Origin of the sequence: Campylobacter sp. IFREMER_LSEM_CL2127 (assembly GCF_025771745.1) — a bacterium.
GTDB lineage: Bacteria > Campylobacterota > Campylobacteria > Campylobacterales > Campylobacteraceae > Campylobacter_D.
The window spans coordinates 44,358-59,750 of the sequence record NZ_JAKMQV010000004.1 but is presented as its reverse complement, the minus strand read 5'-3'; the positions used below and the strand labels follow the sequence as shown (position 1 = coordinate 59,750).

At 29.7% G+C, this 15,393-nt stretch carries 16 protein-coding genes; 9 read left to right on the top strand and 7 right to left on the bottom strand.

The window, feature by feature from the left end; genetic code table 11:
* Nucleotides 1–4: 4 nt before the first annotated feature.
* Nucleotides 5–568, top strand: coding sequence for a DedA family protein (locus tag L8V77_RS04220; protein WP_263706854.1), 564 nt, complete (start codon nucleotides 5–7; stop codon nucleotides 566–568).
* Nucleotides 565–1,821, top strand: coding sequence for a ComEC/Rec2 family competence protein (locus tag L8V77_RS04215; RefSeq protein ID WP_263706853.1), 1,257 nt, complete (start codon nucleotides 565–567; stop codon nucleotides 1,819–1,821). The genes L8V77_RS04220 and L8V77_RS04215 overlap by 4 nt, the downstream gene beginning before the upstream one ends.
* On the opposite strand, the gene L8V77_RS04210 is transcribed toward L8V77_RS04215, so the two are convergent.
* The 3 genes from L8V77_RS04210 to L8V77_RS04200 are packed head-to-tail and all read right to left on the bottom strand — an operon-like array spanning nucleotide 1,768 to nucleotide 4,672.
* Nucleotides 1,768–2,580 (bottom strand): YihY/virulence factor BrkB family protein, encoded by an 813-nt coding sequence (locus L8V77_RS04210; RefSeq protein ID WP_087685400.1) that lies wholly within the window; start codon nucleotides 2,578–2,580, stop codon nucleotides 1,768–1,770. The two genes, L8V77_RS04215 and L8V77_RS04210, sit on opposite strands and share 54 nt — an antisense overlap.
* Nucleotides 2,580–3,962 (bottom strand): FAD-linked oxidase C-terminal domain-containing protein, encoded by a 1,383-nt coding sequence (locus L8V77_RS04205; protein ID WP_263706852.1) that lies wholly within the window; start codon nucleotides 3,960–3,962, stop codon nucleotides 2,580–2,582. Before L8V77_RS04205 ends, L8V77_RS04210 begins: the two co-directional genes overlap by 1 nt.
* Nucleotides 3,962–4,672 carry a plasminogen-binding N-terminal domain-containing protein gene (locus L8V77_RS04200; protein ID WP_412175041.1) on the bottom strand — a complete coding sequence of 237 codons (711 nt, stop codon included), beginning with the start codon at nucleotides 4,670–4,672 and terminating at the stop codon, nucleotides 3,962–3,964. The genes L8V77_RS04205 and L8V77_RS04200 overlap by 1 nt, the downstream gene beginning before the upstream one ends.
* Nucleotides 4,673–4,798: 126 nt before the next feature.
* Between L8V77_RS04200 and L8V77_RS04195 the strand changes: the two genes are divergently transcribed.
* From L8V77_RS04195 to tpx, 3 genes are read left to right on the top strand one after another with little or no spacing between them, the layout of a single operon-like run.
* A complete protein-coding gene (locus tag L8V77_RS04195) occupies nucleotides 4,799–5,956 on the top strand; it encodes a peptidoglycan DD-metalloendopeptidase family protein (protein WP_263663451.1) in 1,158 nt (385 codons plus the stop codon).
* Between the two features lies 1 nt (nucleotide 5,957).
* Nucleotides 5,958–7,301 carry a magnesium transporter gene (gene mgtE / locus L8V77_RS04190; RefSeq protein WP_263663450.1) on the top strand — a complete coding sequence of 448 codons (1,344 nt, stop codon included), beginning with the start codon at nucleotides 5,958–5,960 and terminating at the stop codon, nucleotides 7,299–7,301.
* Nucleotides 7,302–7,313: 12 nt separating this feature from the next.
* Nucleotides 7,314–7,832: a thiol peroxidase gene (tpx, locus tag L8V77_RS04185; RefSeq protein WP_263663449.1), complete on the top strand. Its 519-nt coding sequence runs from the start codon at nucleotides 7,314–7,316 to the stop codon at nucleotides 7,830–7,832.
* On the opposite strand, the gene L8V77_RS04180 is transcribed toward tpx, so the two are convergent.
* The 4 genes from L8V77_RS04180 to L8V77_RS04165 form a co-directional block, all read right to left on the bottom strand.
* Nucleotides 7,829–9,214 carry a replicative DNA helicase gene (locus L8V77_RS04180; RefSeq protein WP_039618998.1) on the bottom strand — a complete coding sequence of 462 codons (1,386 nt, stop codon included), beginning with the start codon at nucleotides 9,212–9,214 and terminating at the stop codon, nucleotides 7,829–7,831. The genes tpx and L8V77_RS04180 overlap by 4 nt on opposite strands.
* 12 nt (nucleotides 9,215–9,226) lie before the next feature.
* Nucleotides 9,227–10,129: a cysteine synthase A gene (cysK, locus tag L8V77_RS04175; RefSeq protein ID WP_263663448.1), complete on the bottom strand. Its 903-nt coding sequence runs from the start codon at nucleotides 10,127–10,129 to the stop codon at nucleotides 9,227–9,229.
* 96 nt (nucleotides 10,130–10,225) lie between these two features.
* Nucleotides 10,226–10,528 (bottom strand): HU family DNA-binding protein, encoded by a 303-nt coding sequence (locus L8V77_RS04170; RefSeq protein ID WP_039619003.1) that lies wholly within the window; start codon nucleotides 10,526–10,528, stop codon nucleotides 10,226–10,228.
* Nucleotides 10,529–10,620: 92 nt separating this feature from the next.
* Nucleotides 10,621–11,535 (bottom strand): glycosyltransferase family 9 protein, encoded by a 915-nt coding sequence (locus L8V77_RS04165; RefSeq protein WP_263706851.1) that lies wholly within the window; start codon nucleotides 11,533–11,535, stop codon nucleotides 10,621–10,623.
* Between the two features lie 51 nt (nucleotides 11,536–11,586).
* Here L8V77_RS04165 and L8V77_RS04160 point away from each other — a divergent pair, with 51 nt between their 5' ends.
* From L8V77_RS04160 to L8V77_RS04145, 4 genes are read left to right on the top strand one after another with little or no spacing between them, the layout of a single operon-like run.
* Nucleotides 11,587–12,402, top strand: coding sequence for a glycosyltransferase family 2 protein (locus L8V77_RS04160; protein ID WP_263706849.1), 816 nt, complete (start codon nucleotides 11,587–11,589; stop codon nucleotides 12,400–12,402).
* Nucleotides 12,390–13,136 carry a glycosyltransferase family 25 protein gene (locus L8V77_RS04155; RefSeq protein WP_263706847.1) on the top strand — a complete coding sequence of 249 codons (747 nt, stop codon included), beginning with the start codon at nucleotides 12,390–12,392 and terminating at the stop codon, nucleotides 13,134–13,136. Before L8V77_RS04160 ends, L8V77_RS04155 begins: the two co-directional genes overlap by 13 nt.
* Nucleotides 13,137–14,090 (top strand): UDP-glucuronic acid decarboxylase family protein, encoded by a 954-nt coding sequence (locus tag L8V77_RS04150; protein ID WP_263706846.1) that lies wholly within the window; start codon nucleotides 13,137–13,139, stop codon nucleotides 14,088–14,090.
* A 3-nt stretch (nucleotides 14,091–14,093) separates the two neighbouring features.
* On the top strand, nucleotides 14,094–15,392 hold the full coding sequence (locus L8V77_RS04145) for a UDP-glucose dehydrogenase family protein (RefSeq protein WP_263706845.1): 1,299 nt from the start codon (nucleotides 14,094–14,096) through the stop codon (nucleotides 15,390–15,392).
* The last annotated feature ends 1 nt before the right edge of the window (nucleotide 15,393 follow it).

Here is a 15,393-nt window from a genome sequence, read left to right as displayed (position 1 = left end):
TTTCATGCAAGAAATGATAGATAATCTAAGTACTTATGGCTATTTGATTTTATTTTTTTATTCTTTTGGTGGAGGTATGGTTGCTATACTTGCTGCAGGAATGCTTTGTGCAAGTTCTACTAAACTTGATTTGCATTTATGTATATTTTTAGCCTTTTTAGCTAATACCATAGGCTCAACCTTGTTGTTTATCTTGGGAAAATACTACAAAAAAGACATAATGCCTTATTTTAAAAATCATAGAAGAAAAATCGCTCTTGCTATGATGAAAATCAAAAAATACGGCGACTTGCTTTTAGTGGTGCAAAAATTTATCTATGGAGTAAAAACCATCATTCCTATAGCAGCAGGTCTTTGTAAATTTAGCTTTGTAAGATTTTTTATCATCAATACCTTAGCTAGTTTGATTTGGGCTGTTATTTTAGGTTATGCTGGTTTTATTTTTGGAAATACCCTAAAAGAAGCTTTTGAAGCATTTGCCAACTATCCTTACATAGCTCCTGTTTTTATAATCACTTTAATTTTTATTATATGGTTATATTTATCACGCTTTTCTAAGAAAAAATGAGTTTAAAATTCTCTATCAAAGAAACTTATAGAGAATTTTTTATTTTATTATTGTGTTTTTTAGCAATTTTTAGTTTAAATCTCATCTATGAGTATAAAAAATATCAAAATTTTAAACTTACTAAGCATTTATTACTTAAAGATAACATTGTTTTGTCTTCTTATGAAAAAACTAATAAAAAAGGTAAAAAATATCAAGTTTTAAAACTCAAAAATTCTGATTTTATTTTTTACACCACTAGCTTTAAAGATCTCAATTTAAGTAAAAATGACATGATAAATCTTAGAATTATCACTAAAAATATTAACTTTAAAGATTATCTTAGTAAAAGTTTTTATGCACCAAGTTATGATTTTAACAAAACTAAAACACAAAAAGAAAATACACTAATAAGATATTTTTTAAATCAACATCAAAATGAAAAAATCAAAGAATTTTACGGTGCTTTATTTTTTGCCAAAAATGTATCAAGTGAGCTTAGAAATGATGTAAATTTTTACAATATCGCACATTTAATTGCTATTAGTGGATATCATTTGGGCTTGTTATTTAGTTTTTGCTTTTTGATTTTTGCTCCTTTATATGCTTTTTTTCATAAACGATATTTTCCTTATAGAAGTTTAAAGCTTGATATTAGTATTTTTGCTTTCTTGCTTTTAGTTTTTTATATATTTTTAATAGATTTTAGCCCTTCTTATACAAGAGCTTTACTGATGAGTCTTTTTGCTTTTTATTTATTTAGTAAAAATATTAAAATACTCAGTTTTAAATTTTTATTTTTAAGTATAGCATTTTGTATTAGCATTTTTCCAAAACTTCTTTTTAGTGTTGGATTTTTATTTTCTATTTTAGGAGTTTTTTATATTTATTTATATTTTCATCATTTTAAAGATCAATTTTCAAATTTTACTCATGTTTTTTTGCTAAATATTTGGACCTTTTTAGCAATGATTATCCCTGTCTTATACTTTTTTCCTCTACTTAGCTTTCAGCAATTTTTAGCCATACCTTTAAGTTTAGTCTTTATAATATTTTATCCTTTGGTTTTAATCTTGCATATTTTTTCTTATGGAAATTTATTAGATTTATATTTAATGCATTTTTTTGAGTTTAAAATGCATGCGATTAATCTATCAATATCTTTTATGTTTTATTGTATTTATTTAATTTTATCTTTAATCGCTATATTTAATAAATACTTAGCTCTTTTTGTAGTTTCTCTTGGGTTTATTCCCTTTATTTTCTTGATTTAAAAGTAAATAAGCCTTTAATCCCAAAAGATAAATAATCCAAGATATATAAATCCACAAAAAGAAAAATAATATTACAGAAAAAGAACCATATACATTTAAATAAGTTTTATTATATACAGCATAATACACAAAAATCATCTTAGAAATATACCAAATCACAGAAGCACCAAAAGAACTAATAAGCAAGGTTTTTAAATCGCCTTTTTTGCTTACTGAACTTGAATAAGATACAAAAAACAATGCCCATATAATCACATAGGGTAAAATCTCAAAAAAATTTAAAGCAATATTAAAATCATCTAAGGTTTTTTGTATAAAACCTGAAATGTAAAAACTCACTCCAAGTCCAAGCGGAGTTAAAGTTGCTAAAGTCCAATAAGAACTTATACTATGCCAAAGACTTTTAGAATCTTCCTCTAAAAGCTTATTAATTACATAATCATAACCTGAAAAAAAAGCCAAAGAAGTCAAAGCCATAGCCAAAAGCCCTATAAGACCTAAATTTACGCTGTTTTTTAAAAAGGTATTGATGTATTGTATGATTAATTCTTGTTGAGTTGGGATTAAAAAAGTAAAAATTAAATTTTTAATTCTTTCTTGATACATTTCAAAACTTGGAATTTGGGTAAAAACCCAAAAACATAAAAACAAAAGTGGTATTAAAGATAAGATAGTATAAAAACTCAAAGCCGCAGCATAATTTAGAATTTCTTTATCTCTTAAAGCTAAAAGAATTTTAAATAAGTTTTTAAAACTCATCAAAGTCCCATTTTGAAAGGATTGAGTATATTATTTGGATCAAATGCTTTTTTGATATTTCTCATTAAGTCCATTTCAGCTTCACTAAAAGCAAGCTTCATAAAAGGAGCCTTTGAAATGCCTATGCCATGCTCTCCACTTAAAGTCCCACCTAAAGAAACTGTAAGCTTAAACACCTCTTCCACAGCTTCATAACCTTTTTTAACTAATTCAGGATTGTTTTTATCGCTTACCATTACATTAGTATGCACATTACCATCGCCAGTATGACCAAAACAAGGGATTTTAAAACCATATTTTTTAGAAATTTCAGCTATGCCTTTTAAAAGCTCAGGTAGTTTTGAACGTGGCACTGTAATATCTTCATTAAGCTTTAAATTTCCATACATTGCTATGCTTTGAGAACAATTTCTTCTAGCAAACCAAATATCAGCTGCTTCTTGTTCATCTTTTGCTATTTTAAACTCTCTTACGCCAGATTCATAAAAACTTTCTTGCAAGATTTTTAAATCTGCTTCAATAGCTTCTTTTACATTACCATCTACATCAGCAATTAAAATCGCACCCGCATCCATAGGTAAACCTTTTTGGAATTTTTGTTCTAATGCTTGTATGCTTAATTGATCTAAAAATTCCATAGATACAGGAGTTACACCTTTAGCTAAAGTTTTATAAACTGCATTCATCGCTTCATCAATACTGTTAAAAATCCCCATAGCTGTCTTTTTAAACTTTGGCAAAGCAACTAGTTTTAAAGTAATCTCGCTAAGCACAGCCAAAGATCCCTCGCTTGCTATTAAAATTCCAGCTAGATTATAACCTGCCACATCTTTTATGGTTTTTTTACCTGCTCTAATGATTTCTCCATTAGGTAAAACTGCTCTTAAAGCCATTACATAATCTTTAGTTATGCCATACTTAGCAGCCCTCATACCCCCTGCATTTTCGCTTACATTGCCCCCTAAAGAAGAATACTCCATACTAGCAGGATCAGGCGGATAAAATAGACCATATTCTTTTACTTTTTCTTGTAAAGCCATATTTATCACACCAGGTTGTACCACTGCGACTAAATTTTCAAGATCAATTTCTAAAATTTTATTCATATGCTTTTCAAAGCTTAGCACCACTCCGCCATTAACAGCCAAGCTTCCACCGGTAAATCCGCTACCTGAGCCCCTAGGAATAACGATGATTTTGTTTTCATTACAATATTTTAAAATTTGACTAATATCATTTTCATCTCTTGGGAAAAGCACTCCATCAGGCAAATAATGCTTTTTAGTAGCATCATAACTATATGCTCTTTTATGGATAGGATCAAAATGCGCATTTTCAACCCCTAAAAGATCTTGAAAGAATTTTTGATGAATTTCTTGCATTATTTTTCTCTAGTTAAGCTAATTAGTTTTTCATAATATACATAATAATTTCCAATGGCCTCATCATTTAAGCTAAAAATATCACTTTTATAACCTGTGATTCTTGAATAAAATGGAATTTGCAAACTTTGAGCTTGAGGTATAGCAAATTCTTCAATCTTGCCAAAGTCTTGACAATCAACTATCTCAGCTTTATTTTCTAAAGCTACTACTAAAAGCCCCACAGCATTTTTTGAACAAAAAGATCTAAAATCTGATCTTCTTGGAGTTTGGCGGTATTCTTGTATCATATGCGCACCAAATAAATCAGGGTGTAAAAAATAAATTCCATTTAATTTTTGAGCTATAAAATCATACACACTTTTATCAGGAGCTATAATCAAAGCTCTATCATATAAATAATTTAAAACTATTTTATCCCCTACTTGTGGCAATACATTTGGCAAAGGCATAGCATCTTGAGCTAGCATATCAAAAACTTTAAATTGTAATTTAACTAAGCCATTTTCACGCCCTATTACACTAGCTCTTGCAATAATTGATTTTTGTGTATCAATTTCATGCACAACTATACCACTTGAGTGCAATAAAATTCTAGGATCATCTTTTATATAACCATAAATATCATCTACTTTTTCAAGTTTTGTTTGTATTAAATCAAAATTTTTAGCTTGTAAAAATGCTAAAAAACAGCAAAGCATTAAGATAATTCTTGACAATTTATACTCCTTAAAAAGTGTAAAAAATAAATTATATTGTTTTTTCCTTACAAAATTGTAAGAAAAATTAAGTAAAATACAAATTTATGTTTAAATTTTAGAAGGCTTTAGATTATCATGAAAAAAATTTTCATATCTTTACTTATATCCATAAAACTTTTTGCTATTTCAAGTGTTGAAGAACTTTCTTGGGAAAATGGCAAAACTTTACTTGATTTTTTACAAGATCATTCTATACCGCTTAATTTATATTATAATCTTGATGGAGAAGATAAAGAACTAAGTGCAGAAATCACAAGTGGTGTTAAATACCAAATGCTAAAAGATGAACAAGGTGAACTTGAGCAAGTTTTAATCCCAATTAGCGATGATTTACAAATTCATATTTACAAAAATATAGAAAATAAATTCGTATTGAGTTTTACTCCTATTTCTTACACTAAAGAAAAACGAACTATTCGCGTAGCTATTAACAACTCAGCTTATCAAGATGTTTATGATGAAAGTGGCAGTGTAACCTTAGCAAGAGCTATGGTGAGAGCTTTTAAAAATAGTGTTAACTTTAAAAATGTCAGAAAAGGCGATAGCGTAGTATTAATTTATGAGCAAAAAAGAAGACTAGGAAGACTTTTTGGCGATATTAATATCCAAGCAGCTTTAGCTAACATTAGAGGCAAAGAATATTCTGTGTTTTTATATAAAGATTCTTATTATAATGCTCAAGGAAAAGAACTTGAAAATTTCTTTTTAACCAAACCTGTTAAATACACAAGAATTTCAGATCGCTTTACTAGGGCAAGATATCATCCTATCTTAAAACGCTATAGAGCGCATTTAGGTATTGACTATGCAGCTCCAACGGGTACTCCAGTTAAGAGCGCAGGAGATGGAACGATTAGTTTTGTTGGGACAAAAGGTGGCTATGGTAAAGTTGTTCAAGTAAAACACATGTCAGGCTATATGACTTTATATGCTCACCTTAGCCGCTTTGCAAAAATCAAACGTGGCCAAAAAGTCAAACAAGGACAAGTAATTGCCTATGTAGGCTCTACTGGTATGAGTACTGGGCCACATTTGCATTTTGGACTTTATCTAAATAACAAAGCAATTAATCCTGAAACCATAGTGAAAATTCCAAAATCAAGCCTAAGCGGTAAAAATAAAGAAGAATTTTTAAAAATGGCAAAAGAGTATGAAAATCGCTTGCAAAGCATTGATGAAAACTATAAAAATCCACCAAAAGAACAAAATATAGAAAATTCTATGGAGCTTTGAGATGATGAATGATTTTTTAGAAGCACAAGAACTTTTAAAAAATATTTCCAAAGATCAAAGCACCTATGAAACCAATGAAGCCCTAAAGACTATCAAAAGATATAACGAAGAGCTTTATTTGCAAACTCTTAAATCTTTTGATACTTACACACTTGCAAATGTAGCTACTATAACACCTGAACATATCTTAGAAGATATTTTAGAACACTTAAGTATTATAAAGATTGCAAAAGCGGTAGAAGAGCTTGAAAGTGATGATGCAACAGACTTAATTAAGCGTTTTGAAGAGCTAAATCCACAAAAAACTTTAGCCATTTTAAACCGCTTAAGCTCAGAAGATAAAGAAGAAATTTTACGCCTTAAAAATTATGATGAAAATACTGCTGGTGCTTATATGCAAACAGAAATTTTCACAGCTTCTATTGATGAGAGTATAGAAAAAGCTATTAAAAGATATAGAATTTTAAAACATTCAGGACAAGTAGATCAAATTTTTCAAGTTTATATCATAGATAATCAAGGAAAGCTTTGCAATGCTATCAACCTAAGCGATCTTTTGCTTTGGGATTTTAAACTAAGTTTTGCAGATATTATTAAAAACAATAATGAAAGATATAAAAGCTATAGCATAAAAGATCATGAAGACATACAAAAGGCTATTGATATAGTGGAAGATTATGATTTGAGTGTTTTAGCAGTTGTAAATGATGATGGAGTGCTTTTAGGTAGAATTACCTATGATGATATCCATGATTTAATCCAAGAAAATGCAACAGAACAAATTTATAACTTAGCCGGAGTTGATGCAGATGTTGAGGAAGAAAGTGCTTTTAAAGCGGCTAAAGCTAGAGCTTTTTGGCTTATGATTAATCTTACTACTTCATTAATCTCAGCTAATATCATTAGCCTTTTTTCAGGTGAAATAGAACAACTTGTAGCCCTAGCAGTACTTATGCCTATCGTAGCTTCCATGGGAGGCAATACAGGCTCACAAGCTTTAGCAGTAACAGTTAGAAAGCTCTCACTCAATGAAGTAGAATTTAAAGATGCTAAAAAAGTTATATTAAGAGAGAGTGGAATTTCTTTACTCAATGGATTTATATTTGCTAGTATTATGAGCATTATAGCTTTCATATGGTTTAAAACAGCTCTTTTGGGACTTGTTATAGCCTTATCAATGCTAATTAATCTAGCCTTAGCCGGTTTTGTAGGTTCTTTTGTACCTCTAACTTTGAAAAAATTTAAAATCGATCCTGCGGTAGGATCAAGTGTAGTGATTACTGCGATTACTGATGGTTTGGGATTTTTTAGCTTCTTACTTTTAGCAAAAATGATTTTATTATAAAAAAGGGAAATTATGTCAAGCATTACATATAAAGGTCAAATTATAGAACTTGCAGGAATTGAATTAGAAGTTGGAGATAATGCTCCAAGGGTAGTTCTAAGAACCAAAAATCTTGCCCCAGTAGAAATAGCACCACCTGGGAAAACTCAAATTTTATTAACTCTACCCAGCTTAGATACACCAGTATGTTCAAAACAAGCCAAAGAAACCAATAAAAGACTAGCTTCTATGAAAAATATTGAAGTTATTATTGTTAGTATGGATTTACCTTTTGCTATGGATCGTTTTTGTGCTACCGAAGGAATTGATAATATTATAACCGCAAGTGATTTTGCCTTTAAAGATTTTGGCATAAACTATGGGGTATTAATAAATGATAGTATATTTGCAGGATTGCTAGCAAGAGCAGCTTTTGTAATTAAAGATGGAAAAATAGTATACAAACAGCTTGTAAAAGAGCTGATGGGAAAAATCGATTTTAAAGATTTAGAACTTTTTATGCATAGAAATTATGGTTACCCTTTGAATTAACCTTCAAAGTTTGTAACCACAAAATCTTCTTTTGGAGCTTCAATAAAGCACGATTTTTCTTTCAAAAAAAGCAAATCCACATGCCCTACAGGGCCATTTCTATTTTTACCTATAATGAGCTCAGCCTTTTCTTGCACAGGATTTGGCATAAATTTTCTCTCATAAGTCTTGCCTTCATTTTTGGCTTTATTTTCTCTTTCTTTTTCTTCTTGCTCTCTATAAACTTCATCTCTATATACAAATAAAATCGTATCTGCATCTTGTTCTATAGCACCACTTTCTCTTAAATCACTAAGCATAGGACGCTTGTTTGCTCTACTTTCTAATGAACGATTTAATTGCGAAAGTGCCACTACTGGCATATTTAATTCTCTTGCTAAAAGCTTTAAACCTCTTGAAATTTCACTCACTTGCAAATGCCTATCATTAAAAGCTGAATTACTCATCATAAGACCGATGTAATCAACTACGCAAAGCTCGATACTCTCATCTTGAGCTTTAATTTTGCGTAAAATCGAACGAATATCAGCTATACTAGCATAACCGCTATCATAAATATAAAGATTTTTTTGTGCATATTCATTACAAGCATCACCCACCCTACTCCACTCATCATCATTTAAATCTGCGATTAGAATTTTTTGCAAAGGAATGGAAGTTTTTGCACTGATTAATCTTTGCATGATTTGTGTAGCAGGCATTTCTAGTGAAAACATTACAACGCCTTTATTTTGTCTTAGTGTTTTTTCTATAAAATTTAAACAAATTGTAGTTTTTCCCATACCAGGGCGTGCAGCGATGATTACAAGATCGCCAGGTTTAAAGCCTTTTGTCATTTTATTAAGCTCACTAAAGCCTGTATCAAGTCCCAAAATATCTTTGTTTTCAGCTTCTTTTTGCTTTTTAAACTCATCCATAAGCTCAGACATAACCATAGTCATATCTTTAATACTATTACTATTTACACGGTTGGTGAGATTAAAAATCTCTTTGCCTATTTCATCTGAAATTTGAGAAATGCTTTTATCTTCATTTACCCTTGTAGGTATAGTATAAGCAAAATTTAAAAGTTGGCGTCTAATAGACTTTTCTCTTAGCTCATAAGCATATTTACTCACATCTGCTATAGAAGTAGTGGCTAAAACTTCAGCTAAAATTTGCTCATCTATTTTTTTATGTTTTCTTATAAAACTTGCACTTATAGGCTCGCCTGCATTCACACAAGCTAAAATAGCTTTATAAATATCTTGATGAGCTTTGAGTGAAAAATCATTAATCTCAATATCTGAAGAAATACTAAAAAAAGAATCTTCACTATATATACAAGAACTTAAAATCGCCCTTTCAAGATCTAAATCAAAATGCTCATTATTTTGACTCATATTCACTCCAAATTATAAATTTGCAAATAAATCAGTTGATAAATACCGCTCGGCTGTATCATTTAACATAGTCAAGACTTTTTTATTTGGATTTTCTAAAGCAATTTTTCTAGCCATATATACATTTGCCCCGCTTGAAATTCCTGCCATTATGCCGTTTTTACCAAGCTCTAAGGCTGTATTTATAGCATCTTCATTGCTTACACAAACTATCTCATCTATGATTTTTTGATTTAAAATTTTAGGGATAAAATTTGCACCTATACCTTGAATTTTATGGCTTGCAGCGGTATTTTGGCTCAAAAGTGGTGAAGATGCGGGCTCTAAAGCTATGATTTTGATATTAGGATTGTGTTCTTTTAAAATTTCTCCTACCCCACTAATAGTTCCGCCTGTGCCAAAACCTGCTAAAAAAATACCAAGATCAGGTAAAACTTTTAAAATTTCTAAAGCGGTATTTTTTCTATGTGCGTTTTTGTTGTTGATATTTTCAAATTGACTTACCATAAACGAATTTGGAATTTCACTCAAAAGCTCATTAGCTCTATCAAGCGCTCCTTGCATACCTTTGCTTGCCTGAGTAAGCTCTAACTTTGCACCAAAAAAACTCATCATTTTTCTACGCTCAATACTCATAGACTCAGGCATAGCTATAATAAGTTTAAGCTTTAAGCTTGCACAAATCATTGCTAAAGCTATGCCGGTATTTCCACTTGTAGCTTCTATAATGGTTGTTTCTTGATTGATCTTACCTTCACTTAAAGCTTGTTTTATCATCTCTACAGCCGCTCTATCTTTTATAGAATGACTTGGATTAAAATACTCACATTTAGCATAAAGATTTGGAGCAAATTCTTTTAAAGAAACAATCGGGGTATTACCTATACAATCTAAGATATTCTTATAAATTGACATTGTTTTCCTTCTAATTTTTTAAAACAATATCAAAAGAAAATTAATACTTAATCTATGAAGAAAAAACGCAAAAGTTAGAAACTTTTGCGCAAAGAATTATTTTTTAGCTTTTTTAGCAGTTTTAGCAGCAGCAACTGCGTCTTTAAGGTTTTTACCTACTTTAAATTTAGCAACTTTAGTAGCAGGTACTTTGATAGTAGCACCAGTGCTTGGTACTCTAGCTTCTCTAGCAGCTCTTTCAGCTACAGAAAATGTACCAAAACCGATAAAGCTAATGCTATCACCTTTAGCTAATACATCAGTAATAGTAGCGATTACTGCATCAGTAGCTGCAGTTGCATCTTTTTTAGTTAGCCCAGCAGTTTGAGCAACTTGAGAAATAAAATCTGCTTTAGTCATAAAAAGCTCCTTGATTAAAAATGATTGTTAAGTTTAACACATTTATCAAGCTTTTGCAAGAGGTTTAAACCCAAATCACAAAGAAAATTATGTTAAAAAAATGTTTTTGCTAAATTTATTACCACATCAGGCTTTAAATCTTTCATACATTTATGGTGTTTTAAAGGGCAAACCTTTTGCATACAAGGCATACAAGCTAAATTTAAATGTGCTATTTTAGCATTTTCTTGCCAAGGCGAGGTTTGACTAAATTTAGTAGAGCCAAAAACAGCCACCGTTTTTACCCCATAAGCTGCACCTATATGCATAGGACCACTATCATTTGTGATGAGCAAATCAAGCATAGAAATATTTTTACATAAAGTATAAATACTAGTTTTACCACAAAGATTTTTTGCCCTTATGCCTTCTTTTAAAAGAAAATGCTCAATTTCATTACAAATTTCTCTCTCACTTTCTACTCCAAAGATTAAAATTTTATGAGTGGAGCTAAATTCTTTTGCCACCCTTGCAAAATAGCTCGCTTCCCATCTTTTAGCACTTCCAAAATGCGCACCTGCATTTATACCCAAAAGTTTTTGAGTTGATTTTGCTTTTATAGGGAGTTTTAAAACATTTGAAGTGGCTTTAAAATTTAAAGCTTTTTCTATGAAATTTAAGTATTTTAAGACTTGATGTTCTTCTTTTAGAATATTTTTATCAAAATAAAATCTTTTTTTTGCTTTGATTAGATTTAAAATGATCTTGCTTGAAAATGCTGAGCGAAACGAAAAAGCTAGATCAAAATTACCAATGTTTTTTCTAGCTTGTAAAATTTGCTTATATCTTTGCTTTTTATTTTCTACTAAAATTTGAGCATTCTCAAAGCGTTTAAAAAGCTCTGTACTCACAAAAGAACCATAAAAAGTAAATTTAGCTTGGGGGTATTTTTCTTTTATAGCATAAATAGCCGCACTAGCCATCACCGCATCGCCAAGCCAAGTAGGAAGGTTGATAAAAATATTCATGATTTTCCTTAAAATAAAAGCTATAATTATATCAAAAAATAAAGAGCTAACATGAGTCAAATTTCCATCATACTGCCAACTTATAATGTAGAAAAATATATAGCTAGGGCATTAGAAAGTTGTATTAACCAAACTTTTAAAGATGTAGAAATCATTGTGGTAGATGATTGCGGTAATGATAAAAGTATAGATATAGCTAAAGAATATGCTAGTAAAGATGATAGAATAAAAATCATACATGATGAAGAAAATTTAGGAACCTTTGCCAGTAGAAATATAGGCGTATTAAATGCAAAATCAGATTTTATAATGTTTTTAGATCCTGATGATTATTTAGAGCTGAATGCTTGTGAGCTTGGGTTTGAAAAAATTAAAAATGTAGATATGGTAGTGTTTGATGCGTATATACATAGAGTAAAATTTAAGAAATTTTATAGATTTAAACAAGATGAGCTTTTTAATAAAGATGATTTTTTGGAATTTTTACTTAAGCAAAAACATTTTTGTTGGAGTGTTTGGGCAAAAATATATAGAAAAAATTTGATATTGCAAAGTTTTGAATATGTTGATTTCAAAGAAAGGCTTTGCTATGGGGAGGATGTGCTTTTTAATTATATAAATTTTATGATTAGTGAAAGTTTTTTTATATCGAAAGAATGTATATACCGCTATGAATTTAATGAAAACGGTAGATATGAAAACAAAAATAAAGAAATTTTATGGCAAAATTACGAGCATAAAAAGCAAAGTTTAAAATGCATTAAAAAATTAGCTAATATTTTTTCACATAAACATTTTAATGAAAAAATATTAGAAGTTTTAGAAAAAGAAATTTTAGGGTTAGAGGGTAGAGTTTGGAAAAAGTAAAAGTTTTTATCATCAATCTAGAACGCTCAGAAGATAGAAAAAATTTTATGCAAGAACAGATTCAAAAACTCTTCACATGCAATCCGAATTTAAAAAATCAACTAGAATTTGAATTTTTTAAAGCCATCGATGGTTCTAAAAATGAGCATTTGCAATTTAAAAACCACTTCCCATGGTGGTGTCAATTTGTACTTGGACGCGAACTTAGCGATAGTGAAAAATCATGCTTTGCATCCCATTATAGTTTATGGAAAAAATGCCAAGAACTTAATAACCCTATCATCATTTTAGAAGATGATGTTATTTTTAGTGATGAGTTTTTAAACAACTCAAATATTATCACTATTCTACAAAAAAGTAGTTTTTCATATATAAAATTACATTATTTATTTGATAAAAATATTCAACACTATAAAGATAATTTCTACATAAGTTTTTCTAATACTAGTGGAGCGCAAGGATATTATTTAAAACCCGAAGCTGCTCGCCTCTTTATATATTATTCAAAATTTTGGTACAAACCTGTTGATGATTTTATGGATTTATATCTTAATAAAAATTATAATGTAATTTATAAACCTATATTACTTCAGCACACTGAGCTTATCTCAACAATTAAAGAAAGAAGCAAAAAAATTTCTTTTTTTAAAAAAATAACAAGGGAAATTTTTAGACTATTATTTCAAATTCAAAATTACATAGGTTATGCTATTTTTACTTTAAGGAAAAAATAAATGAAAACAATACTAATTACCGGTGGCAGTGGTTTTTTAGGTTCAAATTTATGTCAAAGATTGGTAGATGATAATCATATAATTTGCGTAGATAATAACTATACAGGTAGAATGGAAAATATCAACCATTTATTATCACACCCAAATTTTACTTTTATACATCATGATATTTGTAATCTGCTTAAAATCGAAACAAAACTAGATCAAATATATAATTTTGCTTGTCCGGCTTCCCCTCCAGCTTATCAAGGAAGTCATGCTATAAAAACAACTAAAACTAGTGTATATGGTGCTATTAATATGCTAGAATTAGCAAAAGAACATAAAGCAACCATCATGCAAGCTTCTACTTCAGAAGTTTATGGAGATCCTCTTATTCATCCACAAAGTGAAGATTATAGAGGCAATGTTAATCCTATAGGCATTAGAGCTTGTTATGATGAGGGTAAAAGATGTGCTGAAAGCTTGTTTTTTGATTATCATAGACATGAAAATGTCGATATAAAAGTGATAAGAATTTTTAATACTTATGGTCCAAATATGGATCCAAATGATGGTAGAGTTGTGAGTAATTTTATATGCCAAGCTCTAAGCGGGAAAGATATTACTATATACGGAGATGGTTCTCAAACAAGATCTTTTTGCTATGTAGATGATTTAATTGATATTATTATTAAAGTAATGAATTCGCCAAAAGATTTTCAAGGACCTATAAATACAGGGAATCCAGGTGAATTTACAATCAAAGACTTAGCACAAAAAGTTATAGAAAAAACAAATTCTAAATCACAAATCATTTATAAAGATCTTCCGCTAGATGATCCTACTCAAAGACGTCCAGACATAACTTTAGCAAAATCTAAATTTGATTGGGAACCAAAGATAAATTTAGATAAGGGTTTAGATAAAACTATAGAATATTTTAAAAAAAATATAAATTATTTTAAAGGTTAATATATGAATATAGCTATTATAGGAACAGGATATGTAGGTTTGCCAACAGGAGTTGGACTAGCAGAATTAGGCAATAAAGTTATTTGTATTGATAGAGAAATATCAAAAATAGAAGCATTAAAAAATAATAAATTAACTATATACGAAGATGGCTTAGAAGAATTGTTTTTAAAAAACACCAAAAATGGAAATTTACAATTTAGTACTTCTATGAAAGAAGGTGTTGAAAATGCTGATGTAGTTATTATAGCTGTTGGTACTCCTCCACACCCTGTAACAAAAGAAGCTGATATGAAGTATATTCATGCTGCCGCAACTGAATTAGCTGATTATTTAAAAGATTATACAGTAGTAGCTACTAAATCAACTGTTCCGGTGGGTACAGGAGATGATATAGAAAGTTTAATTAGCAAAAAAAATCCAAATGCAAAATTTGACGTTGTATCTTTGCCTGAGTTTTTAAGAGAAGGTTTTGCTGTATATGACTTTTTCAATCCTGATCGTATTGTAGTTGGAACTAACTCAGATCAAGCAAAAAAAGTTATTGAAAAACTTTATGAGCCTTTTAAATATAAAAGTAAATTACTTTTTGTAAGTAGAAGATCTTCAGAGACGATCAAATATGCTTCTAATGCTTTTTTAGCTATTAAAATTCATTATATCAATGAAATGGCTAATTTTTGCGAAAAAGCAGGAGCGGATATTTTAGAAGTAGCCAAAGGAATGGGACTTGATGAGAGAATTGGCAATAGATTTTTAAATCCTGGACCAGGTTATGGAGGTTCTTGTTTTCCAAAAGATACCCAAGCTATGGCTTTTATGGGTAAACAAAATGATGTAGATTTAAGTTTAATAAATGCAGCTATAAATGGAAATGAAAAAAGAAAAGAAACAATAGCTCATAGAATTTTAAATTTAGTAGAGGATGTTAAAAATTCTAAAATTGCTATTTTAGGTTTAGCTTTTAAAGATGGCACAGATGATTGCAGAGAATCTCCTGCTATAGATATAATATTTAAGTTATTAGAACAACACGCTTGTATACAAGCTTATGATCCCAAAGCTATGGATCTTGCAAAAAGTATTTTACAAGACAAAATTAAGTATTGCTCAAATGCATACGAAGCTTGTAAGGATGCAGATTTACTTGTGATATTAACTGAGTGGAGTGAATTTAAAGATATTGATTTAGAAAAATTAGCTAGTATTATGAAAGATAAAAAGATTTTTGATTGTAGAAATTTACTAGATAAACAAAAAGCTTTAAGTCTTGGTTATAAATATGAAGGTATAGGGAGATGAG